The organism is Hyphomonas sp. UBA3601 (assembly GCF_002375605.1).
Classification (GTDB): Bacteria; Pseudomonadota; Alphaproteobacteria; order Caulobacterales; family Hyphomonadaceae; genus Hyphomonas.
The window spans coordinates 499-24,775 of record NZ_DFME01000144.1 but is presented as its reverse complement, the minus strand read 5'-3'; the positions used below and the strand labels follow the sequence as shown (position 1 = coordinate 24,775).

26 protein-coding genes and 1 tRNA gene are annotated in these 24,277 nt (G+C 57.4%); 15 read left to right on the top strand and 12 right to left on the bottom strand.

Features of this window, described 5'->3' with window-relative positions:
- Window positions 1–75: 75 nt before the first annotated feature.
- The 6 genes from B4F73_RS16205 (at window position 76) to B4F73_RS16180 (ending at window position 3,748) form a co-directional block, all read left to right on the top strand.
- Window positions 76–627, top strand: a complete 552-nt coding sequence (locus B4F73_RS16205; RefSeq protein WP_290483779.1) for a ubiquinol-cytochrome C chaperone family protein — start codon at window positions 76–78, stop codon at window positions 625–627.
- A gap of 92 nt (window positions 628–719) precedes the next feature.
- On the top strand, window positions 720–1,745 hold the full coding sequence (gene plsX / locus B4F73_RS16200) for a phosphate acyltransferase PlsX (protein WP_290479484.1): 1,026 nt from the start codon (window positions 720–722) through the stop codon (window positions 1,743–1,745).
- A gap of 23 nt (window positions 1,746–1,768) precedes the next feature.
- The gene (locus B4F73_RS16195; RefSeq protein ID WP_206990538.1) at window positions 1,769–2,740 is read left to right on the top strand and encodes a beta-ketoacyl-ACP synthase III; all 972 of its coding nucleotides are present in this window, start codon (window positions 1,769–1,771) and stop codon (window positions 2,738–2,740) included.
- A gap of 103 nt (window positions 2,741–2,843) precedes the next feature.
- Complete coding sequence (locus B4F73_RS16190) at window positions 2,844–3,137, top strand: integration host factor subunit alpha (protein ID WP_034815398.1); 294 nt, start codon at window positions 2,844–2,846, stop codon at window positions 3,135–3,137.
- Window positions 3,138–3,153: 16 nt separating this feature from the next.
- Window positions 3,154–3,618: a MerR family transcriptional regulator gene (locus B4F73_RS16185; RefSeq protein ID WP_290479483.1), complete on the top strand. Its 465-nt coding sequence runs from the start codon at window positions 3,154–3,156 to the stop codon at window positions 3,616–3,618.
- 53 nt (window positions 3,619–3,671) lie between these two features.
- Window positions 3,672–3,748, top strand: a tRNA-Pro gene (locus B4F73_RS16180).
- A 61-nt stretch (window positions 3,749–3,809) separates the two neighbouring features.
- On the opposite strand, the gene B4F73_RS16175 is transcribed toward B4F73_RS16180, so the two are convergent.
- The 7 genes from B4F73_RS16175 to B4F73_RS16145 form a co-directional block, all read right to left on the bottom strand.
- Window positions 3,810–5,990 carry a S9 family peptidase gene (locus tag B4F73_RS16175; protein ID WP_290483778.1) on the bottom strand — a complete coding sequence of 727 codons (2,181 nt, stop codon included), beginning with the start codon at window positions 5,988–5,990 and terminating at the stop codon, window positions 3,810–3,812.
- A 121-nt stretch (window positions 5,991–6,111) separates the two neighbouring features.
- Entirely contained in the window at window positions 6,112–6,525 is a 414-nt protein-coding gene (gene msrB, locus B4F73_RS16170; RefSeq protein ID WP_290483777.1) for a peptide-methionine (R)-S-oxide reductase MsrB, read from the bottom strand.
- A gap of 144 nt (window positions 6,526–6,669) precedes the next feature.
- Window positions 6,670–7,125, bottom strand: a complete 456-nt coding sequence (locus tag B4F73_RS16165) for a MaoC family dehydratase (RefSeq protein WP_034815688.1) — start codon at window positions 7,123–7,125, stop codon at window positions 6,670–6,672.
- A 110-nt stretch (window positions 7,126–7,235) separates the two neighbouring features.
- Window positions 7,236–8,381 (bottom strand): aminotransferase class V-fold PLP-dependent enzyme, encoded by a 1,146-nt coding sequence (locus B4F73_RS16160; protein WP_290483776.1) that lies wholly within the window; start codon window positions 8,379–8,381, stop codon window positions 7,236–7,238.
- A 57-nt stretch (window positions 8,382–8,438) separates the two neighbouring features.
- Window positions 8,439–9,986 (bottom strand): acyl-CoA synthetase, encoded by a 1,548-nt coding sequence (locus B4F73_RS16155; protein ID WP_290479480.1) that lies wholly within the window; start codon window positions 9,984–9,986, stop codon window positions 8,439–8,441.
- Window positions 9,987–10,095: 109 nt separating this feature from the next.
- The gene (locus B4F73_RS16150; RefSeq protein ID WP_290483775.1) at window positions 10,096–11,025 is read right to left on the bottom strand and encodes a sterol desaturase family protein; all 930 of its coding nucleotides are present in this window, start codon (window positions 11,023–11,025) and stop codon (window positions 10,096–10,098) included.
- Window positions 11,026–11,146: 121 nt separating this feature from the next.
- Window positions 11,147–12,448 (bottom strand): metal-dependent hydrolase family protein, encoded by a 1,302-nt coding sequence (locus tag B4F73_RS16145; RefSeq protein ID WP_290479478.1) that lies wholly within the window; start codon window positions 12,446–12,448, stop codon window positions 11,147–11,149.
- A gap of 150 nt (window positions 12,449–12,598) precedes the next feature.
- Here B4F73_RS16145 and B4F73_RS16140 point away from each other — a divergent pair, with 150 nt between their 5' ends.
- Together B4F73_RS16140 and B4F73_RS16135 are read left to right on the top strand one after the other, a co-directional pair.
- Complete coding sequence (locus B4F73_RS16140) at window positions 12,599–13,510, top strand: crotonase/enoyl-CoA hydratase family protein (protein ID WP_290483774.1); 912 nt, start codon at window positions 12,599–12,601, stop codon at window positions 13,508–13,510.
- 7 nt (window positions 13,511–13,517) lie between these two features.
- Complete coding sequence (locus tag B4F73_RS16135; protein WP_290483773.1) at window positions 13,518–14,486, top strand: alpha/beta fold hydrolase; 969 nt, start codon at window positions 13,518–13,520, stop codon at window positions 14,484–14,486.
- Between the two features lie 3 nt (window positions 14,487–14,489).
- Here the strand turns inward: B4F73_RS16135 and B4F73_RS16130 are convergent, their stop codons facing one another.
- From B4F73_RS16130 to rpsF, 4 genes are all read right to left on the bottom strand, one after another.
- Window positions 14,490–15,986 carry a replicative DNA helicase gene (locus B4F73_RS16130; RefSeq protein WP_034815385.1) on the bottom strand — a complete coding sequence of 499 codons (1,497 nt, stop codon included), beginning with the start codon at window positions 15,984–15,986 and terminating at the stop codon, window positions 14,490–14,492.
- Window positions 15,987–16,120: 134 nt separating this feature from the next.
- Window positions 16,121–16,708, bottom strand: coding sequence for a 50S ribosomal protein L9 (rplI, locus tag B4F73_RS16125; RefSeq protein WP_290483772.1), 588 nt, complete (start codon window positions 16,706–16,708; stop codon window positions 16,121–16,123).
- A 12-nt stretch (window positions 16,709–16,720) separates the two neighbouring features.
- Window positions 16,721–16,978 (bottom strand): 30S ribosomal protein S18, encoded by a 258-nt coding sequence (gene rpsR / locus B4F73_RS16120; RefSeq protein ID WP_034815380.1) that lies wholly within the window; start codon window positions 16,976–16,978, stop codon window positions 16,721–16,723.
- 15 nt (window positions 16,979–16,993) lie between these two features.
- On the bottom strand, window positions 16,994–17,332 hold the full coding sequence (gene rpsF, locus B4F73_RS16115; protein WP_034815377.1) for a 30S ribosomal protein S6: 339 nt from the start codon (window positions 17,330–17,332) through the stop codon (window positions 16,994–16,996).
- 208 nt (window positions 17,333–17,540) lie between these two features.
- On the opposite strand from rpsF, the gene fabD reads away from it, so the two are divergent.
- The 7 genes from fabD (at window position 17,541) to gmk (ending at window position 23,503) form a co-directional block, all read left to right on the top strand.
- Window positions 17,541–18,491: an ACP S-malonyltransferase gene (fabD, locus tag B4F73_RS16110; protein WP_290479476.1), complete on the top strand. Its 951-nt coding sequence runs from the start codon at window positions 17,541–17,543 to the stop codon at window positions 18,489–18,491.
- A gap of 5 nt (window positions 18,492–18,496) precedes the next feature.
- On the top strand, window positions 18,497–19,234 hold the full coding sequence (gene fabG / locus B4F73_RS16105; RefSeq protein WP_206990530.1) for a 3-oxoacyl-[acyl-carrier-protein] reductase: 738 nt from the start codon (window positions 18,497–18,499) through the stop codon (window positions 19,232–19,234).
- A 114-nt stretch (window positions 19,235–19,348) separates the two neighbouring features.
- Complete coding sequence (locus B4F73_RS16100) at window positions 19,349–19,582, top strand: acyl carrier protein (protein ID WP_027839729.1); 234 nt, start codon at window positions 19,349–19,351, stop codon at window positions 19,580–19,582.
- A 16-nt stretch (window positions 19,583–19,598) separates the two neighbouring features.
- Entirely contained in the window at window positions 19,599–20,885 is a 1,287-nt protein-coding gene (fabF, locus tag B4F73_RS16095; protein WP_206990529.1) for a beta-ketoacyl-ACP synthase II, read from the top strand.
- A gap of 62 nt (window positions 20,886–20,947) precedes the next feature.
- Window positions 20,948–21,976: an endolytic transglycosylase MltG gene (gene mltG, locus B4F73_RS16090; RefSeq protein WP_206990528.1), complete on the top strand. Its 1,029-nt coding sequence runs from the start codon at window positions 20,948–20,950 to the stop codon at window positions 21,974–21,976.
- On the top strand, window positions 21,973–22,860 hold the full coding sequence (locus B4F73_RS16085; RefSeq protein WP_290479474.1) for a YicC/YloC family endoribonuclease: 888 nt from the start codon (window positions 21,973–21,975) through the stop codon (window positions 22,858–22,860). The genes mltG and B4F73_RS16085 overlap by 4 nt, the downstream gene beginning before the upstream one ends.
- Window positions 22,850–23,503 (top strand): guanylate kinase, encoded by a 654-nt coding sequence (gene gmk / locus B4F73_RS16080; RefSeq protein WP_290483771.1) that lies wholly within the window; start codon window positions 22,850–22,852, stop codon window positions 23,501–23,503. Before B4F73_RS16085 ends, gmk begins: the two co-directional genes overlap by 11 nt.
- A 171-nt stretch (window positions 23,504–23,674) precedes the next feature.
- On the opposite strand, the gene B4F73_RS16075 is transcribed toward gmk, so the two are convergent.
- The coding region (locus B4F73_RS16075; protein WP_290483770.1) for an NADP-dependent isocitrate dehydrogenase at window positions 23,675–24,277 on the bottom strand (603 nt) is incomplete at its 5' end.

Genomic DNA, 24,277 nt, shown 5'->3' with positions numbered 1-24,277 from the left:
AGGACTACTCCTGTTAAATCGTTCTGAAAGACCTAGCTGTTGGTGGCAGGTCTTGGCAAGCGAAGGAGTGCAGGTGTGGTCGGGTTTCGCAATCTCTGGAGTGGGTGGGGGGGCACGGTCCAGGCCTCAGCCCACATGCTGTACACAGACCTCGCCGCCGCCGCGCTGCAGCCGGTCTTGTACGAGCAAGGGGCGGCGCGGGACACATTCGAGGGCCGTGCTGCGATGATTACGGCAAACGCCACATTGGTCATACGGCGTTTGAAGCACATCGACTCGGCCCGCGCACGAAAGATCGCCGAACATGTGAATCGTCTGGCGCTGGATGGATTTGACGCAGCGTTCCGCGAATTGGGGGTCGGTGATTCGTCTATTGCTCGCAAAGTTCGAAAACTGGCGGAGCTGCACTATGGTCTCGGCAAGGCCTTGATGGAGGCCTTGAGCGTTCCTCATTCAGAGATCCATCAAACCGTGTCTGAATGTGCCAAACGAAACGGGATAAGCGAACCGGGCCGGGAACCCCTGCTTGCGGCCTTTTTGTTACACAACGCGACGTGCTTTGCCGCTGCAGCGGACGACGATGTGCTCGCCGGCAAATTGTCCTGGCAGCTGCCGGGTCAAGATTAGCCATCGTTCACATCCCCGGCGTTGCCAATGACAGAGGCGCGCCGTAAACACCGAAAAGTATCCCGAACGAACTGGTGGAGCACGGAAGCCCAATGGCCCAAGGCCTAATACTGGCAATTGACGCAATGGGGGGCGACCAGGCCCCCGATGTGACGGTCGCGGGCGCAGAGCTCTTTCTTGCGGCGCGTCCGGATGCCTCCGTGCGTCTGCATGGTGACGAAGCTCAGCTGAAGCCGCTCCTGTCCAAACCGTCGGAGCGTATCGAAATCGTTCACACCGATCTTCATGTGACCAGCGACATGAAACCCAGCCAGGCCCTTCGGCGCGGCAAGGGATCCTCGATGTGGAATGCTATTCATGACGTTAAAGATGGCCACGCGAGCGCTGCAGTTTCGGCGGGCAATACGGGTGCCTTGATGGCGATCTCCATGCTGGTCCTGCGCAAGATGGATGGCGTGCACCGTCCGGCAATGACCGCGGCGTGGCCGACTCTTCGGGGGCGGAGCGTCGTGTTGGATGTCGGCGCGAACCTTGAAGCAGACGCGGCACAACTCGTTACCTTCGCGATTATGGGCGAAGCTTATGCACGCGCCATTCTTGGCATCGAGAAGCCGACCATAGGTATCCTCAATATCGGCTCCGAGGAGATGAAGGGGCATGACGAGATCCGTGAGGCGCACGAATGGTTGCGCAATTCCGGGCTCGACCTTGCCTATCATGGCTTTATCGAAGGCGATGACATTTCATCGGGTACCGTCGACGTCATCGTGACTGATGGTTTTACCGGAAATGTCGCGCTCAAGGCTGGTGAAGGCGTTGCCCGAATGTTGGGAACACGCGTGCGTGAAGCGCTGACAAGCAGCGTCCTGTCCAAGGTCGGCGCATTGCTCGCCATGGGTGGTTTGAAAGGTCTGCGAGAGCAGATGAACCCAAGCAATGTAAATGGCGGTGTGCTATTGGGCTTGGGCGGCGTATCAGTCAAAAGTCATGGCGGCACAGACAGTCGAGGCTTTGCCAGGGCTTGCGAGTTGGCAGCAGATCTCGCGGCAAGTCACTTCAGGGATGAGGTTGCGGCCAATCTCGAGAAAATCAGAACGAAAGGTATGGCGGCCGAATAGGCCGTCCTATTGATAGGCAAGACATGGCGCGGCGCAGTTTTATCCGTGGAACCGGCAGCTATCTGCCAGAGAAGGTCCTGACAAATGAGGACCTGTCGAAAATGGTCGAGACGACCGACGACTGGATCGTGGAGCGCACCGGAATTCGACGTCGACATATTGCGGCTGACGGCGAAGTCACGTCCGACATCGCGGCCGCAGCGGCGAAACGTGCGCTAGAGGCTGCAGGCCTTCAAGCGAGCGATATAGACCTGATCGTGTTGGCCACCACCACGCCCGATCAGACATTCCCCGCGACTGCCACCGCTGTTCAGGCCAAGCTCGGCATGGATCATGGCGCAGCTTTTGACGTTCAGGCGGTCTGCTCAGGTTTCCTGTTCGCGCTCGCGACCGCCGATTCCATGCTTAAGCAGGGCCTGTTCAATTCCGCGCTCGTGATTGGAGCCGAAACCTTCACGCGGATTCTGGATTGGTCAGATCGGGGAACTTGCGTTCTTTTCGGCGACGGCGGCGGTGCGGTCGTGCTGCAAGCTGAGGAGTGGACTGGCGCTGATGATGCCGGGATAATCACACATCATATACGGACCGATGGTACGAAATCCGATCTGCTCTATGTAGATGGTGGTGTAAGCTCGACGGGAACGATCGGTCACGTGCGTATGGAAGGAAACAGGGTATTCCGCCATGCTGTCGCCAACATCTCCTCGGCGATCCAGGCCGTGCTGGATGAAACTGGTCTGAGCTCTGAGCAGATTGACTGGTTTGTTCCTCATCAAGCCAATAAGCGCATTCTCGACGCCGTGGCGAAACGGATGAAGATTGATGACGAAAAGGTCATCATCACGGTCGACCAGCACGCCAACACATCTGCAGCGTCCATTCCGCTCGCGCTGGATCATGCCGTTCGAACGGGCCGCGCTAAACCGGGCGACTTGATTCTTTCGGAAGCAATGGGCGGTGGATTTTCCTGGGGTGCGAGCCTTTTCCGCCTCTAGCCTGATCCTCAAAAATCAGCATTATCAAAGAACTGACGCAACGGTTTCGCTAGGGATCCGTTAACGAAACGCGTTTAACCATTAACCAGAGCGGGAGAATCCCATGAGCAATCAGACCGTCACCAGGGCAGAAGTCACGGATGCCATCGTCCGCGAAGTCGGTGTGACTCGCCAAGAGTCTTCGGACTTGTTGGACAGAACGCTGGAATTGATCGGGTCGGCTCTGGAAACTCAGGATGAGGTCAAGCTCTCTCGCTTCGGTAATTTTGTGGTGCGATCAAAAGCGCCACGGGAAGGCCGCAACCCGAAAACCGGGCAGGAAGCTGTCATCGCCGCGCGCCGCGTCGTCACCTTCCGCCCTTCACCAATGTTGAAATCATTGGTGGACCACAAATAGTCAGGAAGGATCCCTCATGTCGGCAAACCGAGCCCGCGTCACCAAATCAGCTCAGGCATTCCGTTCGATTGGCGAGGCTGCAGGCGAGCTTGGGCTCGAGACACATGTGATCCGATATTGGGAAACCAAATTCACCAAGGATGTCCGTCCGATCAAGCGCGCCGATGGTCGCCGCATGTTCCGTCCGCAGGACCTGGATGCGCTTCGGGCCATCCAGACTCTCGTGCACGAAAAAGGAATGACGCTCAAAGGTGCCAAGGCATTGCTTGCCGAGCAGGGTGTCCCAGCGGTCCTCTCCGGAGCAGCAACGCTCGGCACGAGCCCGGCGCGCGAGCTTCAGAAAAGCGTGGCAGACGCGTTCCGGGCTGATGTGGCAGCTGAAGTATCAGGCGATCCCAGAGAACGCCTTCAGGATACATTGGTCGAACTGAAAGATCTGAAAGCCCGGCTCGACGCGGTTCGCCAGACTCGCGCAGCCTGAACCCACATAAGACATTGCGGAATATTGGCGGCTTGGGTACAAGCCGCCGGTGTCGGAGCGTGGCGCAGCCCGGTAGCGCACTCGCCTGGGGGGCGAGGGGTCGTAGGTTCGAATCCTATCGCTCCGACCATTCACCGCCCAATCCAATCCGGAGATTGAATTGGGCGTGAAGTGGCGGCATCCGGGCCGGACTATTCTTCTTTAAAATCCACACCATCAACTTTGCCCATGGCCGCAAGAGCGAAGGCATAATCGAGCGCGATATCCTTCAGGCCTTCGAAGCGACCGGATGCACCGCCATGGCCGCCTTCCATCTCGATGCGCAGAAAGTAAGGGCCAGCATCGGGCGCATCGTGGCGCAGGCGTGCAGCCCATTTTGTGGGCTCCCAATAGGTGACACGCGGGTCCGACAGGCCGCCAGTGATGAGCATGGGCGGATATGGCTTGTCGGCTACATTGTCATATGGGCTATAGGCCATGATCGTGTCGTAATCTTCGGCGGACGTAAGTGGGTTGCCCCATTCCGGCCATTCCGGCGGCGTCAGCGGCAGGCTTTCGTCAGACATGGTATTCACAACATCGACAAATGGTACGGCTGCGATAATGCCGCCAAACAGTTCCGGGTCCATGTTTGCGACCGCGCCCATGAGAAGTCCTCCGGCAGATCCGCCATAGGCAACGATGTTGCCTTCAGACGTGTAGTTTTGATCGACGAGATAATGTCCGGCCGCGATGAAATCCTTGAACGTGTTTGATTTCTTTTCGAGCTTGCCGTCGAGATACCATTGATACCCCTTGGACATGCTGCCGCGAGGATGCACAATCGCATAGATCACGCCGCGGTCGACAAGGCTGAGTCGGCTGGTGCGGAAATCAGCTGGGTAGGTGATTCCGTATGATCCATATCCATACAGCAACATGGGCGCCGAGCCATCAACGGGAGTTGATTTGTGGCGCAGTAGCGTGATCGGCACCTCCACTCCGTCCCATGACGGCGCCATCAATCGCTCGGCAATATAATCTTCTGGTTTGTGGCCCGATGGCACTTCCTGCGTCTTGCGAAGCGTGCGTTCGTGTGTGTTCAGATCATAGTCGAATACCTGGTCCGGAGTCGTTGGAGACGAATATTCAAATCGCAGGATTGGCGTCGCAAAATCATATCCGCTATCGAGGCCCAGCGAATATGCCGCTTCCTCGAAATTGATCCTGTGGCTGGAGCCGTCCTCACGCGCCCGAATAACGATCTGTGGCAGGCTGTTCTCGCGCTCCATGATGGCGAGAAAGTCCTTTTGGGGTTGTATTCCCAAGATCAAGGTGCCCGGACGGTGCGGAACTACTTCTTGCCATGCATCGCGACTGGTCGACTCCATCGGGGCACGCATCAATTTGAAGTCCACGGCGCCGTCGAGATTGGTATAGATGTAGAACTGATCGTCCCAGTGGACGACATTATACTCATTGTCGGTTTGGCGCGGCGCGATAATTCGGGGCGCCGGATCTGCCTCGTCGGCGGGAAACCAGTAAACCTCCGATGTCGTGTGACTGGACGCTCCAATGAAAATAACTTCTTCGCTCGCACTCTTGTTGATGCTGAGAAAGACTCCCGGATCGCTTTCCTTGTAGACCAGAGTGTCTTCGCCAGTTTCGAGATCTCTCTGCCAAACTGAATCCGGTCTCGCGTTTTCGTCGCGATGGATCCAGTAAATCCGCTTGCCATCGGCGCTCCACTCAAACGGTCCATAGGCGTTTTCAATGCCAACGCCTTGATCTTCGCCAGTTTCGATATTCTTTAGACGAATTGTATAAAACTCACTGCCTTGCGTATCCGTCGCATAAGCGATCAGACTGTGGTCCGGTGAGGTATCAATACCGCCGAATGAGAAATAGTCCTCTTCCTTTCCAAGTGCGTCCCCGTCCAAAAGGATGGTTTCTTCAGCATCGGGGTCAAAGGCCTTTTCGGCAGGTTTTCTGGCTATAATCGGATACTCGCCACCCTCACGGTAGCGGGTGTAGTATGCGTAAGGACCGTCAATCTCGGGAACCGAGCTGTCGTCTTCCTTGATGCGTCCTCGCATCTCCTTGAAAAGTTCATCGCGCAGGGCAGTGGTTGGAGTCTCAAGAGCTGCCTTTGTGAAAGCGTTTTCCGCTTCGAGATAGTCGCGGATATCCTGGCGCAAGACGCTTGGGTCGCGCATGACCTCTTGCCAGTTCTCATCCTTCATCCAGTGATAGGGATCGTTGCGGGTCCGCCCAACCTGCGTGATTTCATGATCAATACGCGGGGCAACTGGCGATGTGAGGGGCGCCGCCGCTTGCGCATTCGGCGATGAGGTGTCGGCCTGGGTCAGATCGGGGGAAGGTGTTTCAGTCATGGTGCATCCGGTCGTAAGCGCCATCGCGGCAGCGCTGATCATGAAAAGGGGAAGGAGGCGCATATCAAAGACTCCGAAGCTGTGAGCAAGCCTCGATAGGAACAGCTGCTTCTGATCGTGTCTAGGCCTGTTTGGTCGGTTTGAACTCAAGAACGACGCCGTTGATGCACCAACGTTCTCCGGTGGGCGGCGGCCCATCCTTGAAAACGTGTCCCTGATGCATGCCGCAGATTGCACAATGGCATTCAGTGCGCGGCAAGATCATCTTGAAGTCGGTCTTGGTCGCAACCACGCCTTCGCTTGCTGGCTGCCAGAAACTCGGCCATCCCGTTCCAGACTCGAATTTGTGCTCAGACGACCAGAGCGGCGTATCGCACCCCTTGCAGTGAAAGAGTCCCTCGCGGTGTTCGTCATTGTGATTGCCGGGCGTGAAGGCACGCTCGGTACCCTCTTTGATACCGACGCGATATTCCTCTTCAGTCAGTATCTCGCGCCATTCGCGGTCGGACCGCTGAATCCTGGTTTTTGTCATCATGAGCTCCATGAGAGTGTTCGCGTATCATATAGGCGGTTCGGAGCATCACACCATGATAGGTGATGCAATCTGGAGGGAAAGCGGCAAAGAAAAAGGGATCGCCGGAGAGCGATCCCTTGAATGGTTTGGGAATGGGCATTGAAACTAGCCGTACAGAACCGTAATGGATTCTGCGACCAGCGCGGGGCGCTCCTGGCCTTCGATTTCCACCGTGGCTTCCATCTTCATCTGCTTGCCGCCAGCCTTCGGCTCAACCGACAGGCATTTCTGGCGCAGGCGCACCTTGGAGCCGACCGGCACCATATTCGTGAACCGGACCTTGTCGGAGCCGTAATTGATGCCGCGTGTCGTGCCGGAGACGCGCAGGACTTCAGAGCCCAGCATTGGCAGCAGCGATAGGGTCAGGAAGCCGTGCGCAATGGGGCTGCCGAGTTCCTTCGTGGCGCGTTCGACATCCACATGGATCCACTGATGATCGCCCGTGGCTTCGGCAAACATATTGACGCGATCCTGATCAATTGTGTGCCAATCGGACACGCCGACTTCCTGGCCAGCCAGGGATTCGAGATCGTCATATGCAACTGTGCGTGGGTCCGCCATGTTTTCCTCCAATTAGAAATTTTCCCTGTTTTGGCGTGCGATTGACGTCTCGGCAAGCTTGACCGAGCGGCAAGTGCAGATTGTAGCAGAGCAGGTACCGGCTGAGCTGCTCAGGATCGGAGGAAATAGGCGAGGCGTTCCACGAGCCGGTTGGTGTCTTTGTCATTCGTGAAGAGGTGCTGAGTGATGCGCAACCGGTCGCCTCGGCGAGACACAAAAATTCCTTCGGCCTTCAGGCGTGCCGTCAGGTCTTCGGGCGCAGAGTCCGGCAGTAAGGGGCAGAGATAGTGGGGGCCGCGCTCGGCCTCTGGAGGGCACAACACTCCAACTGAATTGAGCCTTTGCGACAGGTCGGCATTGCGGGTGCGAAGCGTGCGCTCCACGTTTTCGACGCCCCAATCCAGAATTGTGCGAACGGCGCTTTCGAAGGCTGGAAGTAGTGCGAAATTCGAACGCTCCCCCATGTCAAACCGTTCGGCCCCGGCTCCGAATTCGTCAGAATAGTCAATCAACCTCGCGAAATTGGAGGCGCCTTTCCGGGTGATCCAATTCTGCTCCAATGGACGGCCCGATCTATGTTTTGGGGCCGCATATAGGAAGCCGGTCGCATAGGGACCGAGCAGCCATTTGTAACCGGCGACTGCCACGAAGTCGGGTTGAACATTTTGCGTATTGAAATCCAGTGCACCGCAGCTTTGGGTCAGGTCCAGCACGAAGGCGGCCCCATAATCCCGGCATTTTTTGCCGACCGCCGCGACATCGACCAATGCACCGTCGGTCCAGCGAATATGAGCGCAAGCCACAAGTCCGGTATTGGGCCCGATTTCGTTGAGAAGACAGTCGGACAGAGTCGAACTGCCCGTGCGGGTGATGGTTTTCAGCTGGGCGCCGGTAGACTCCGCCAAGGCGCGCCACACATAAACATTCGAGGGAAACTGGTCCTCCAGGACAAGAATTTCCTGACCTTCTGCCAAGCTTATGTTGGCGGCAGCCGTGGCTAGCGCGTAACTCACAGATGGGACAAAGGCGATGCCGTCGGTGTCAGCATGGATTAATTGGGCCAGTAGGGGACGGAGGCGCGCAGTATCCGCAAAGAAGTCTGTGTCCTGAATAGACCAAGGCCGCAGCTTACGGGCCAGTCCGGCTTTACCGGCTTCGACCGAGGCTGTCGTCATCGGTCCCATCGTTGCTGTGTTGAAATAGGCAACATCGTCCGGGATATCGAACAAATGGCGCTGGTTTGGAATGACGCTCATATTTCTTCCCTAGCGTGAAAGAAAAATGAGGGGAAGCGCCTCCATATTCTGCTCAGCCTAAACGATGCGACTTTCTTTCTTGCCCCAATAACGGTCACGGATCAGTCGCTTATACAGTTTTCCGGTCGGATGCCGGGGCAGCTCGAGGTCGAAATCCAGACTTTTCGGGCATTTGATCTTTGATAGCTCGCCTCGGCAGAATTCAAGCAGTTCCGCGGCAAGCTCATCAGATGGGACTATCCCCGGCATTGGCTGGACGATGGCCTTTACAGATTCTCCGAATTCTTCGTCGGGCACCCCTATGACTGCCACGTCGGCGACCTTGGGGTGAGTGATCAGGACATTCTCCGCTTCTTGCGGATAGATGTTCACGCCGCCCGATATGATCATGAAGGCCTTGCGGTCGGTCAGGTACAGGAAACCATCTTCGTCGACTTTGCCAACATCGCCGAGAGACGACCAGTCAGGGTGTTTGGGATTAAGTGCCGAGGCATTTTTCTCAGGATCATTATGATAATTTGGTGGGGTGGTGCCGCCGAAGTAAATCTGGCCTTCACTGCCAACCGGCACTTCATCCCCGTTTTCATCGCACACATGAAGTTCGCCGAAAATCGCGCGCCCGACTGTACCTTTGTGCTCGAGCCATTCGGCGCTTTTGGCCCATGTCATGCCGTTGCCTTCCGAACCTGCATAGTACTCGTCGATGATCGGTCCCCACCATTCGATCATCTGCTCTTTTACAGGGATTGGACACGGCGCGGCTGCGTGAATCACGAATTGCAGGCTTGCGACGTCATAGGATTTTCGGACGTCCTCCGGAAGTTTCAGAAGCTTCACGAACATGGTTGGGACCATCTGAACATGGGTCGTCTTGTGAGCCTGCACGCAATCGAGAAAGGCTTCTGGATCGAACTTTTCCATCACCACCAGCGTGGCGCCAAGGCGTGTGAACGTCATGCACCAGCGGAGCGGGGCAGCATGATAGAGCGGAGCTGGCGAAAGATAGACGCTGTCTGGTCCTGCAGCTGCCATTCCTCGTGTAATCTGAAGCAGGACATTGTCAGCATCGATAGGCATATCCCGCTCGAGTGGCGGACGAATGCCTTTCGGTCTTCCCGTTGTCCCGGAGGAATACAGCATGTCCGTACCGGCCATCTCGTCCGCGATGGGCGTCACTGGAAAGGCCGATTGATGCGTCTCCAACCGCTGGAAGCCTTCGATGTCACCATCAATGGACCAGAACTGATCAATGGCGACCAGTTGTTTCGCTTGTTTTGCAACGTCGCCTTTTCCGGCGCTGGCGATCAGGAGGGAGCTGCCGGAATCCTCGATAATGTATTTAACTTCGGGCGCCGTCAGGCGTGAAGACACGCACACAAAATACAGGCCTGAGCGTTGAGCGGCCCAGCAAATCTCGAAATAGCGTGCCGAATTCTCTGCGAAAAGCGCAATCGTATCACCGGGTTTCAGGCCGGCGTCGCGAAATGCGTGCGCTATCTGGTTCGACCGCTCATCCAGTTGTTTGAAGGTTACGGTTTCTCCGGAGGCAGCCATGATATAGGCGGCCTTGTCAGGATGGGTCTTCGCGTGGTGGCAGGGATGCATGTTTTCCTCCTGATATCGGCGGCGCTTCTGGTGAGCGCGCTCGACGGTCTGGAGGCGTTTCTAGCGGGACATTCGCATTCGTCCACGGGCAACGTCGCGTCAGCCGGGTTTATTCGGGAAAGCCTGGTGTTCCGCGTTTCTCGGGATTTTCCAGCAGATAGGCCTGTTTGAGTTCAGTCGAGCGATTGTGATTGCCTTCCGGGCACCAGCCGGGCTCGCTGACCAGGCGTCCGACCCAGCGATGAGGGCGAAATCCGTCGGATGCGCAATCCTTCAGGATCGCGAAGAATTCGTGAAATGCTATGACGAAAGGGTTATAATTGTTCAGAGGCTTCACAACACCGTAAATCGGCTTTTCGTTTTCCAACTCCGGTACGAAGGTTCCGAACATCTTGTCCCAGATGATGAACACTCCGGCAAAATTTGTGTCGAGATACCTGGCATTGGTCGCGTGGTGAACCCGGTGGTGACTGGGCGTATTGAACACTGCTTCAAACCAGCGTGGCATCCGGTTGATCGCTTCAGTATGAATCCAGAACTGGTAAAGCAGGTTCAGGCCACCCACGAAGAATATGACATAGGGATGAAAGCCGATGACGACCATGGGGAGGCCGATCCAGATAAGTCCGGTCAGTGGGCCAAACCAGGGCTGGCGTAGTGCGGTGGTCAAATTGTAGTGCGTCGAGGAATGGTGCGTCACATGCTCCATCCACCACCATCGGGCACGATGTGCGAAGCGGTGCTTCCAGTAATAGATGAAGTCATAAAGGACGAAGCCGATAACGGCTGACACGACCGTGAACGGGAGCGTGAAAATACGGAATGGCCAGGCGATCAGCATCATCCAGACGGCGAGTGTCCCAGTGAGTGTATTGATGACGACATTGCCCAGCCCCATTGTGAGGGAAGCGAGTGCATCCTTGGTGTCATATCTCCCTGCAGCACGTCCGGACTTTACCGCCCACCATTCCAGCGCGACCGATAAAATGAATATTGGCGCGGCGAAGGTCGTTACGGCGGGCAGGGGATTGAATTCCATCTTGTGGGGGTACCGTCCTACAAAGTATCAGTTGGGCTGCGCCTTGGATGGCGCTCTCGTGACGAGTTTGTGACCTCGCATGCTTCTAGACGAGTCAGTCGCTTTCACAAACGGGGTTGGATCAGTAGATGCTAACCTGCGGTTTGCCGTCGCGTTTGTAGACCGTGCCGTCCTTCATGACGAAATCCACGTCCTCTAATGCGGAGATATCCGCAAGCGGATCGGAGTCCACGGCGATAAAGTCAGCACGACAACCGACGTCGCCGCATCCGAGTTCTCCTGTTTTTCCCAGTGCTTCAGCCGACAGGCTGGTCGCAGCCTGGATGGCCTGCATCGGCGTCATGCCGAGATTGACCATGCGGGAGAACTGATTGCCGTTGTCCCCGTGCGGATAGACGCCCGAATCTGAGCCGAACACGACCTTGACCCCGGCCTTGACCGCCGCAGTGAAGCTGTCTCTCTGAATTTTAGAGATCGCCCGTTCTTTCGCGAGAGATTCTTCCAGCACGCCGTTCTTCTCGCCTTCAGCCAGCGTGTATTCAGTGTTGTAGATGTCCATCGACAGATAGGTGCCGTTTTCCTTGGCGAGGCGGATTGTGTCTTCGTCAAGGATGCTGGCATGTTCGATAGTGTCGATGCCCGCGAGGATCGCGTTCTTGATACCGATCGTGCCATGTGCATGGGAGGCGACCTTCATGCCGCGCGCATGAGCCTCTTCGGCGATGGCCGTCAGCTCTTCCAGCGTGCCCTGTGCCGCGCCAAGACTGGTGCCTTTCGAAAACACGCCGCCCGTGGAGCAGGTCTTGATCAGGTCGACGCCGTATTTGATGTTCCGGCGAACTTTTTCCCGCATTTCCCAAGGGCCTGTGGCAACATTCTCGCCTGTGAGATCATACTCGGATGGCAAGAGATTGGTGTCCGAGCAATGTCCGCCCAAAATGCCAACCGGAGGCCCGGAGACGTACATGCGTGGGCCGGGGACATCGCCTTCATTGATTGCGTCCCGAAGCGCAACGTCGCTGTAGCTGGAAGCGCCGACATTCCGCACGGTGGTGAACCCTGCGAGCAAGGTCTTGCGAGCATTCTTGACGCCCGTAATAGCTTGGCGCTCATCTGAAAAGCTCAGCGAGAAATAGGCCGGATCTTCGGGATCCGAGGTTAGGTGGGTGTGCATGTCGATGAAGCCGGGCACCAATGTCGCATTCTTCAGATCAATAGATGTGGAACCTGACGGTTTGCGTAGCTTGTTCGCCGTCCCTCGCGCCGTGATGACCCCATCTTCAATCACGAAGACTGGCCGGTTCACAGTTTCCGCGGTCACTGGATCTACAAACTTGCCAGCCGTGAGATAAAGGGTCTCAGCTTCGGCAGGCAGCGAAAGCAGCGCGATGGATGCACCGGTTAGCAGGGCTGTCAGTTTCATCGTGAAGATCCTTTGAATGTGAGGACTGGGTTTATCGAGCCGCGCCTGCGGCAAGGTCAAGCGTTGGGCTGAATGCCGCTGGGTAAGTCTTGACGAATGCTGAGGCACAGGCAGCTTGGGCCCGGAAAATCATCACAAGGGAGGCCAGCCGTGGCGCAGCCAAAAGAATTTGAACAGATCATCCTCGATATCGAAGAAGGTATCGCGACCCTGACGCTGAATCGCCCAGCCAAGATGAATGCCTTCACCGGCAAGATGATGTACGAAATGATTGAGGCGTTTGATATTACGGATGCCGACGACAATGTGCGTGTCGTCATCGTGACCGGCTCAGGTGATCGGGCGTTCTGCGCCGGGGCAGATCTGTCCGAAGGTGCCAAAACGTTCGACTATGACAAGCGTGCCGAAGGTGGCGAAGTTGGCCGGACCGACGATGTGGACATCCAGCGCGATGGTGGTGGCCGTGTGACACTGCGTATCTTCGACAGCTTGAAGCCTGTGATCGGCGCGATCAATGGCGCAGCCGTGGGTATTGGCGTGACGATGCAGCTGCCAATGGATATTCGCATCGCATCAGACAATGCGCGATTTGGATTTGTGTTTAATCGGCGGGGTATCAATCCGGAAGCGGCCTCCAGCTGGTTCCTGCCGCGTCTGGTCGGCATCTCGCAGGCATTGGAATGGTGCTATTCCGGCCGCGTTTTCCCGGCACAAGAAGCAAAGGATGGCGGGCTCGTGCGGTCAGTCCATCCGCAATCTGAACTGATGGATGTGGCGCGCGCCATGGCGAGAGAGATCGCTGACAATACGGCCGCAGTATCAACCAGCCTGACTCGCCAGATGATGTGGCGCATGCTGGGCGCAAGCCATCCGATGGAGGCGCACATCGTGGATTCTGCGGCGATCTACTCCCGCGGCAAAACGCAAGACGCCAAGGAAGGCGTGATGAGCTTCCTTGAGAAGCGCAAGCCGGTCTATCCGGTTAAGGTCTCGGATGGCATGCCAAACTTTTATCCGTGGTGGGACGAGCCCGAGTTCAAATGGATTGGCGGCAAGGACTGATCCGGCAATGACCCCTGAATTGAGGATGATCGAAACGAACGGACTCCGCTTGCGCGTAGCGCTGGCGGGGGAAGGGCCGTTGGTCGTCCTCGTGCATGGGTTTCCTGAGAGCTGGTATTCTTGGCGACACCAGATCAAGGCATTGTCCGAGGCAGGTTACAGCGTGGCCGCGCCGGATGTGCGCGGTTATGGTGGGTCCGATCGGCCTCACGCGGTCGAAGCTTACGATATGGAAAGCCTGACCGCAGATATTGCCGAGCTTGCCGAGGCCTTGTCTCCGGCTGCGCCGGCGGTTGTGGTCGGGCACGATTGGGGCGCACCGATCGCTTGGAATACGGCGCGGCTCCATGCCGACCGGTTCCGGGCAGTCGCCGGGCTGTCGGTGCCCTATGTGCCGCCGGGCGATGTGGTTTTCATCGATGCGGCCCGCACCTTCTTCACAGAGCGTGGCCTGTTTTTCTATCAGGTCTATTTTCAGGATGAAGGTCCACCTGAGGCAGAGCTAGAAGCCGATCCCGCCGAAACGATCCGAAAGTTCTATTACGCGATTTCAGGTGACGCGCCCGAGGGGACCTGGCCGGTCGACAAGAAGCATGGTGACACGCTGCTTCACCGACTGCCGGAGCCGGACATGCCGCTGCCTTGGCTCAGTGATGAAGACGTTGCCTATTATGATGCCCAGTTCCGTCAATCCGGGTTTCGTGGCCCGCTGAACCGGTACCGCAACTGGCATCGCGATCATGCTTACCTGAAGAGGCACCCTTCTTCCGCTGTGATCGCTCAACCTTCTCTCTACATCGGGGGCACCAAGGACCTGGTTCTGAAGATGTACCCCGGCGACATGGTCGCAGCGATGAAAAAGAGCCTTGGCGATCTGCGCGGCGCTGAACTGCTTGAGGGGTGCGGGCACTGGACTCAGCAGGAACGGCCTGAAGAGGTGAATCGCCTGCTGTTGGACTGGCTGGGCCAGCTTTAGTCGCTATTCGTCGAAATCGCTTCCATAGCCTTGCTGGTCGCGGGAGAGATCTCCGAAGCGGGTGATGTTCGAGTCAAACGCCAGTTCTACGCGGCCAATCGGACCGTGACGTTGCTTGCCGATGATGACCTCGGCCTTGCCATAGACCTGGTCCATGCGCTCGCGCCATTGGCTCCATTTTTCGTTCGAGGAGGGATCGCTCGGATCGGCGCCGGGCTCGGTTCGCGACAGGTAGTATTCTTCGCGATAGACGAACATGACGACGTCAGCATCCTGCTCAATCGATCCGGATTCCCGCAAGTCAGACAATTGGGGGCGCTTGTCGTCGCGTTGTTCAACGGCACGTGAAAGCTGCGACAGTGCTATGATCGGTACGTTGAGGTCTTTCGCAAGCGCCTTCAGGGAAGTCGTGATTTGCGTAATCTCCTGGACCCGGTTCGCATTTGCGTTGCCGCTGGTGACTGTAATCAGCTGCAGATAGTCGATCACGATCATGTCGAGCCCGACAGAGCGCTGCAGGCGTCGGGCGCGAGCGGCCAGTTGGCTGATCGAGATACCGCCTGTATCGTCGATATAGAGCGGCAGGTTTTGAAGCTCTTCGGTCGCTTCACGCAGTCGTTCAAAGTCGCTCTTGTCGAGATCGCCCTGACGAATCCGATGGGTAGTGATGCCAGTCCGCTCGGCGATGATCCTTGTTGCGAGCTGTTCGTTCGACATTTCCAGCGAGAAGAAGCCGACAATTGCGCCGTCTACAGTCTTCTTCGAGCCGTCATCTTGCACTTCTGCGCGATAGGCCGCTGCGGCATTGTAGGCAATGTTGGTTGCAAGAGAGGTTTTCCCCATTGAGGGGCGCCCGGCAAGGATGATCAAATCAGATCGGTGCAGTCCGCCCAGCTTCTCATCGAGATCGCGCAGCACGGTCGGGATGCCGGCAATCTTGCCTTCGCGCTTGAACGCAGCTTCAGCGTTCTTGAGAGATTCTGTCAGGGCTTCGGAGAAGGTCGTGAAACCGCGACCCGACGAGCCGCGCTCTGCGAGGTCGAAGAGCTGCCGTTCAGCCAGTTCGATCTGGCGTTCGCCATTTTCTTCCGGAGTCGGGTTCAAGGCGCGACCCGTCAGTTCGCTGCCGATGCCGACCAGCGACCGTCGCATGGCAAGGTCGCGGATCATCCGTGCATAGTCGCCGACTTCCGGGCCAAAGGCTGCTGAGTCGAGCAATTGCTCCAAATACCGGGCGCCACCAATTTCAGTGAGTTTTTCAGCCTTTTCGAAATGCTCGCGCAGCGTGACGCCGTCTGCAATGCGGCCCTGCTGAATCATCGTTGCCGACACGTCGAACAACTCCTGATGCGCTGGCGCATAGAAATCTGAGGGCCGCAGGATATCTGCCACGCGCTGGTAGGCGTTGTTGTCGAACAGGATGGCACCCAGCACTGCGGCTTCCGCCGACAGATTGTGGGGCGGCGCGATTGTGGCAGCGGGGGCATCATCTAGAGGCATGCGATTCTTTTACCTTACCTGCGACGCGAATTCATCGCCTTGATGCGGATTGAGCTGCGCAATTCACCGTCACTTCACAAAAAAAGGGCCGCGGCTGTGGATAGCCGCGGCCCTCAATTCGAATTTGCAGAAGACTATTCTTCGTCTTCGCCGCCGGCTTCGGCGCGCTCAGCAGCAGCTTCGGCGAGTTCGCCAGCCTGCTCTTCAGCGAGTTCCTGGTTTGCAGCCTGGAGCGAAGCAACGATGTCCTCGCCTTTCTCCTGGCGTTCAGCCTCTTCAGCGGAGCGGGCGATATTCGCCTGAACCGTGACGGTGACTTCTGCGTGCAGGCGAATTGCAACGTCGTACAGGCCGATGGCCTTGATCGGACGGTTCAGGCGTACACCCGAGCGTGGTACGGCGTGACCTGCCGCTTCAGCCGCATCAGCAACGTCGCGAGCAGTAACCGACCCATAAAGTTGCCCCGTATCCCCAGCCTGGCGAATGAGCGTGAAGACGGTGCCGTTCAGCTTTTCAGCTTCGGACTCGGCAATTGCGCGAGCTTCTGCGTTACGAGCTTCAATGGCTTCGCGCTCAGACTCGAAGCGAGCCCGGTTACGATCATTGGCGAGCAGGGCTTTGCCCTGAGGGATCAGGAAGTTCCGGGCGAACCCGTTCTTCACATTCACTTCTTCGCCGATTTTGCCGAGGCGTTCGATGCGTTCAAGAAGGATGACTTGCATGTTCGTGTCTCCTTACTTCACTTCGAACGGAAGCAGGGCCAGCATGCGGGCGCGTTTGATCGCCTGAGCAAGCTTGCGCTGGTTCTTGAGGTTTACGGCCGTGATGCGGCTGGGCACGATTTTCCCTTTTTCAGAGATATAGCGCTGCAGCAGTTTCACGTCCTTGTAATCGATTTCCTGTGCGTTCTGACCGGTGAACGGGTCGACCTTGCGGCGACGTCCGAACGGACGGCGAGCAGGAATGTTCGTGATGTTCAGTTTCTGAGCCATTTCGAGTGTCCTTCCCTAGTCGCGACGACGGTCTTTGCGAGAGAGAACCGGCGACGGCTCATCACTCAGGGCTTCAACGCGGATCGTCATGTAGCGCATGACGTCGTCGGAGATGCGAAGGCGGCGTTCAAGTTCCTGAACTGCGTCGGCGGGGCCGTCGATGTTCAGAAGCGAGTAGTGCCCCTTGCGTTGTTTCTTGATTGGATAGGCCAGGTTGCGAAGACCCCAGTATTCGGTCTTGCCAACAGATGCGCCTTTTTCCTTGAGAAAGCCGCTCAGTTCTTCGACAAAAGTCTCGACTTGAGCAGGCGAAATGTCAGGTCGTGTGATCACGACATGCTCATATAGTGCCATGTTTTCAGTCCCATAGTAGAGCCATGCGGCGCCAGACAGCGGGAAACTGCCGGGCGATGGCCCCTCTTCATCTGGCTCATTCCAAACTAACGAGGGCCGCATGCCTGCGAGTGAATGCGGGTGTAAAGCGCATTTGGGCCTGTTTTTCAAGCGCTTGCTTACATTCGCGGTCACCTTTAACCACGGGCGCAATTTGGAGAAACCAGACATGAAAAAATTCGCGCTGATCTTTCCTGGTCAAGGGAGCCAGGAAATCGGAATGGGCAAGTCGCTTGCGGAGGCCTTTCAGTCCGCACGCGATGTCTTTTTCGAGATTGATGAAGCCCTTGGACAGAATCTGTCTGGCCTCATGTGGGCCGGCGATATTGCCGAGTTGACCCTGACGGCAAATACTCAGCCTGCGCTCATGGCGCACAGTGTTGCCGCCGCCCGCGCTCTGGAAGCTGAGTTTGGCTTGTCGGCCAAGGACGCGGCCTATGTGGCGGGTCACTCCCTGGGCGAGTATTCTGCGCTTGCTGCTGCAGGCGCGCTTGGTGTGGCGGATACGGCGCGCCTCCTGCGCATTCGCGGCAATGCCATGCAGGCCGCCGTGCAGCCGGGAGAGGGTGCAATGGCAGCCTTGTTGGGAGCCGACATAAATCAGGCGGAAGCCGCCTGTGCAGCTGGACGCGAAACCGGCGGCGCCTGTGATATCGCGAACGACAATGCGCCGGGTCAGCTTGTCATATCTGGCCGCAAGGATGCGGTTGAAGCCGCCTGCGCGCAGGCGAAGGATAGCGGCGTCAAGAAAGCCATGCTTCTCAATGTTTCCGCACCGTTCCATTGCTCCCTGATGCAGCCAGCCGCTGACGCGATGGCCGAGGCGCTGGCCGAGGTGTCGATTGCGCAGCCGGTGAGTGAACTGGTCGCGAACGTGTCTGCAAGTGCTGTCACCGACCCGGAAACGATCCGGAAGAACCTCGTCGCACAGGTCACAGGCCGTGTGCGCTGGACCGAGAGTGTGCAATTCATGGTCGCTCAGGGAGTTGAAGCGACGGGCGAAGCAGGCAATGGCAAGGTGCTGACGGTGATGCAACGCCGAATCGACAAGTCACTCAACGGTTTTACGCTCGGGACTCCCGAGGATCTCGAAGCCTTTGCAGAAGCAATGAAGGGATAGACAAGATGTTTGATCTTACCGGCCGTACGGCCCTCGTGACCGGTGCTTCCGGCGGAATTGGCCGCGCCATCGCACAAGCCTTGTCCGAAGCGGGCGCCAAAGTGGCTCTCTCCGGGACACGTGAGAACGTGCTGGAAGAAGTTGCCGGCACACTGAAAGGCGAGAGCGCCATCGTGCCCTGCAACCTGTCTGACGCGGAATCAGTCGATGGCCTTGTGGGCCGGGCTGAGGAAGCAATCGGCCCGCTCGACATTCTCGTCGCCAATGCCGGTATCACGCGCGACAAGCTGCTGATGCAGATGAAGGATGAAGACTGGAACGATGTTCTGTCGGTCAATCTGGGCAGTTATTTCCGCCTCACCAAGAGCTGTGTGCGAGGCATGATGAAGCGCCGCCACGGCCGGATTATCGGAATTACATCCATTGTCGGTGTTACCGGAAATCCGGGCCAAGCCAATTATTGCGCCTCCAAGGCTGGCATGATCGGATTTACCAAATCATTGGCCCAGGAAGTCGCCAGCCGCGGTATTACCGCCAATACGATTGCGCCCGGATTCATCGAATCACCCATGACGGAAGTGTTGCCGGAAAAGCAGAAAGACGCTCTTTTGGGACAGATTCCTGCAGGTCGTCTCGGCCAGGGTGCAGACATTGCCGCTGCAGCCATTTATCTTGCTTCAGACCAGGCTGCATATGTCACGGGACAGACAATCCACGTGAATGGCGGCATGGCAATGATCTGATTTCACTACAGCAAGCCCCACTCATAGGACTTGGCGCTCGTCCCCAGTGTATGCTAGGCGCAACACAATGGTTCGAATCTGGGCCAGTCCTCAGGCATTTTCAGAGAGGTACTCATGTCTGACGTTCTAGAACGCGTTAAAAAAATTGTTGTCGATAATCTCGACGTGGATGGTGACAAAGTTGTTGAGAGCGCAAGCTTCATCGACGACCTCGGCGCTGACTCTCTTGACCTCGTCGAGCTGGTCATGGCTTTCGAGGAAGAGTTCAACATTGAGATCCCGGATGATGTGCAGGAATCTATCCGCACAGTTGGTGATGCGGTAACGCACATCAAAGCCCACATCTAAGATTTCTAGGATTTCTATGTCAGATCGCCGCGTTGTTATTACCGGAATAGGGATTGTTTCACCCTTGGCCGCTGGCCGTGAGGCAACCTGGGAGCGCCTGCTTGAAGGCAAATCTGGGGCTGGACGTATTGATACGTTCGATCCCGAAGATATGCCGTGCAAGATTGCGTTTCAGGTTCCGTGGGTAACAGGCCGCGGCGGCGGCGAAGGAGATCCCCATGCGTTTGATCCGGCCAAATTCGTCTCCCCAAAAGAGATGCGTCGGATCGACGAATTCATTCTTTATGCGATCGCTGCAGCAGACGAAGCTGTAGAGGATGCCGGATGGAAGCCCGAGGATGACGAAGGTCAGGAGCGCACTGGCGTTCTCATCGGGTCCGGTATTGGTGGTCTTGAATCGATCTACAAGACTGCGATCACGCTTCATGAGAGCGGGCCGCGCAAGGTGAGCCCGTTCTTCATCCCTGCTGCTTTGATCAATCTGGCCTCTGGCCAGGTATCGATCCGGCACAAATTCAAAGGGCCCAACCATTCGGTGGTGACGGCCTGTGCTACCGGCGCTCACGCGATCGGTGACTCTGCCCGCCTCATCAAATATGGCGATGCGGATGTCATGGTTGCAGGCGGCGCCGAGGCTGTCATTGGCCGCATCGGTATCGCAGGGTTCTGCGCTGCCAAGGCTATGTCCACGAATTTCAATGATACGCCTGAAAAGGCCTCGCGCCCCTATGACAAGGACCGGGATGGCTTCGTCATGGGTGAAGGCGCCGCCATCGTCGTGCTCGAAGAGTACGAGCATGCAAAGGCACGCGGTGCGAAGATCTATGCGGAAGTCGCAGGCTACGGCCTGACGGGTGACGCCTATCACATCACGGCCCCTGCTGAAGGCGCGGAGGGTGGATACCGTGCCATGAAGATGGCGCTCAAGCATTCGGGCATGGACCTGACAGAGATCGACTACGTCAACGCCCACGGCACATCGACCCCGAAGGGGGATGAAGGTGAAGCCGGTGCCGTAGAGCGGGCCTTCGGCGAGCATGCCAAGAACATGTCCATGTCGTCGACCAAGTCGGCCGTAGGACACTTGCTCGGCGCTGCCGGAGCCATCGAGAGTGCGTTTTGCGCACTCGCGATCCGCGACCAGGTGATGCCGCCGACCTTGAACCTCGACAATCCGAGCTTCGAGACTGTTCTGGACCTGATCCCGCACAAGGCCAAGAAGGGCCGGGTGCGTGCGGCCATGTCCAACAGCTTCGGCTTTGGCGGCACGAACGCATCGCTGGTTCTCAAGGAAGTTCAGTAAGCCTGTTTCTCCGGGCTGGGGTTGGCATGTAGGCTGGCACAGTCAGGATTCGCGAGGCGTTCATGAAATTCATCAAAGTCCTGCTTTCGGTGCTGGTGCTCCTGCTGTTTGTGGGTGGCGCAGCCCTTGGCGGCGGATGGCTCTGGTTCCAGAACGAAGTCTCGAAACCGGGCCCCTCCACAGAGCAGCACGTCTTCACGGTTGAGCCGGGCGAAACGTTGACCCGCGTAGCCTTGCGGCTGGAGCAGGACGGTATCGTGCAGGACGACCGTCTGGTACGCCTAAAGGCACGGCTCGACGGCACTGAACTTGCCATCAAGACCGGCGAATTCATTCTCGAGCCGCGCGCGAGTGTGACAGACGTGATGGATGTCCTGATTGAGGGCAAATCGGTCCTCCACAAGATAACGCTGCCGGAAGGCCGGACCACGTCACAATTACTAAAAATCGTTGAAGCTGACCCGATCCTTACTGGCGAGATGCCGGAGACGGAAATCGGTGAAGGCACGCTGCTCCCGGACACATACCTCTTTCAGCGCGGCACCACCCGCGCAGAACTGGTCGAGCGAATGCGCAAGGCACAAGCCGACATGTTGGCAGACCTGTGGCCCAGGCGCGCTGAAGGTCTGCCCATTTCAACGCCGGAAGAGGCGGTAATCCTTGCCTCCGTTGTCGAGAAGGAAACCGGTATCGCCGGAGAGCGCCCACAGATTGCTGGCCTGTTCGTTACCCGTCTGAAGCGAGGTATGCGTTTGGAGAGCGATCCGACGATCATCTACGGGATCTCCAGGGGTGAGCCCCTGTACAATCGTCGTGGAGAGCGCCGAACGCTCTATCGATCCGAGATCGACCGGAAGACGGACTGGAATACGTATCAGATTGATGGTCTGCCAAAGACGCCGATCTGCAATCCGGGCCGGGAGGCAATTGCGGCCGTCCTGAACCCCGATGAGACAGGCCACATCTTTTTCGTGGCAGACGGCAAGGGCGGCCATTTGTTCGCGAAGACGCTGGCCGAACACAATCGCAATGTCGCGGCCTATCGCAAATATGAACGCGAAGAAATCCAGAGGGAGCGGGCAGGGAAATGAAAAACCTATCCGGCATGACCGGCTTTGCCCGCGTCACAGGGGAAGCGGAATGGGGCGCTTGGGCTTGGGAGGCCAAGAGCGTGAATGGGCGAGGACTGGATGTAAGGGTGAACACCCCTCCCGGGTTTGATGCGTTGGAACGTGTGATCAAAGCCGCGGCTTCGAAACGGTTCAATCGCGGATCCCTTCAGGTCTCGCTCAGGATTGAACTTAGCGAACAGGCGGGGGGCGCCACGATCGATCAGGCCTTGCTGGACACATTGCTGGCGGCGGCGGAACAAGCGCACGGCGTTGGCATTTCCAGCGAAGCCATCGCCACCCTGATGACCGTAAAAGGCGTTGTGGAAATCGGATCCACAAACATACGGGACGTTGCGGCGAATTCGGACGTGATGGCTGAACTTGAATCTGCTGCGGGCGCGGCGCTTGCGGAGTTGGACGAGGCACGTCAGGCTGAGGGGCGCGCGCTGAAAGCGATGCTGTCAGACCTGGTCGACGAACTGGTATCGGCGACGGACACCGCTATCTCGCTCGCAGGGGACCAGCCTGCATTGCTCAAGGCACGGCTTACGAAGCAATTGGAAGAATTGGGGGCAGACCAGCAGGTGGAACCGGAACGGCTGGCAGCCGAACTCGCGCTGACCGCTGCGAAGGCCGATGTCCGCGAGGAGCTGGACCGTTTGCTCGCACACTTCGACTCTGCGCGAAAACTGCTTTCCGGTGGCTCACCGGTGGGCCGGAAGCTTGATTTTCTCGCCCAGGAGCTCAACCGTGAAGCCAATACGCTCTGCTCGAAATCTGTTAGCCTTGATTTGACGAATGCCGGACTCAGTCTCAAAGGAACCATAGACCAGTTCAAGGAGCAGGCAGCCAATGTCGAATAGTGGACATCCAAAGGATCATGGGCACCGCAGGGGGCTCATGCTGGTGCTGTCGAGCCCCTCAGGTGCAGGCAAGACAACGCTCGCGAAAAAATTGATCGAAGAGTTCGACGATGTGAATCTGTCCGTGTCGGCGACCACGCGTCCACCACGCCCCGGCGAAAACGACGGAAAAGACTATCACTTCCGGTCTGTCGACGAGTTTCATCACATGATCGAACGGCGGGAATTCCTGGAATGGGCGCACGTTTTCGACAAGTATTATGGAACGCCAAAGGCCGACACGGTCGCCAAGCTGGATGCGGGCGAGGATGTCTTGTTCGATGTGGACTGGCAGGGCGCCGATGCGCTGCACGACCAGATGCCAAACGATGTGGTATCGGTATTCATTCTCCCACCCAGCATCAGCGCGCTGGAGAAACGTCTCGCGGCCCGACCCGGCTCGACCCCGGAGATTGTTGCCCGCCGCATGGACGACGCCAAACGGGAGATCATGCATTGGCGCCGCTATGACTATGTGATTGTGAACGACGATCTTGAAGTGGCCTATCAAAGGCTACGACGCATATTGTTGACCGAGCGATTGAAACGGTTGCGTCAACTTGATCTTGAAGACCATGTGCGCACGCTTCTGGGAGAGGCGTGATGGAGCCGGAGGAGAAGCTTGGGAACGTAAAGGCTCGCCCAATTTGGTTGGTGGCGCTGATCCCGTTGCTCGGGATCGTCTGGGGCGCATGGTTTGTCGCCAAATACATCGCTTGAACAAATAAGCCCCGCAGCCAAGCTGCGGGGCTTTGTTCTGTAAGGCCTGAGATTATCAGGATTTCGACATGGCTTCCTGGAAGTTCTTGTCGACCGCTTCGATGAAGCCTTCAGTCGTCAGCCATTCCTGATCCGGACCGACGAGCAAGGCGAGGTCTTTTGTCATCTGGCCATTCTCGACCGTCTTGATGATGGTCTCTTCCAGCTTCTGGGCGAAGGCACGCACGTCTGGTGTGTCATCCATACGGCCGCGATGGTCGAGTCCGCGGGTCCAGGCAAAGATCGACGCAATCGAGTTGGTCGACGTGGCTTCGCCCTTCTGGTGGTTGCGGTAGTGACGCGTCACCGTGCCGTGTGCGGCTTCGGCTTCGACCGTGTTGCCATCCGGTGTCATCAGAACGGACGTCATGAGACCCAGCGAGCCGTAACCCTGGGCGACCGTGTCGGACTGGACATCGCCGTCATAGTTCTTACAGGCCCAGACATAGCCGCCGGACCATTTCATGGCCGCTGCGACCATGTCGTCGATCAGGCGATGTTCGTAGGTGCCGCCAAACTCGGCGAACTTGTCTGCGAATTCAGCGTCGAACACTTCCTGGAAAATGTCCTTGAAGCGGCCATCATAGGCTTTCAGGATCGTGTTCTTGGTCGACAGGTA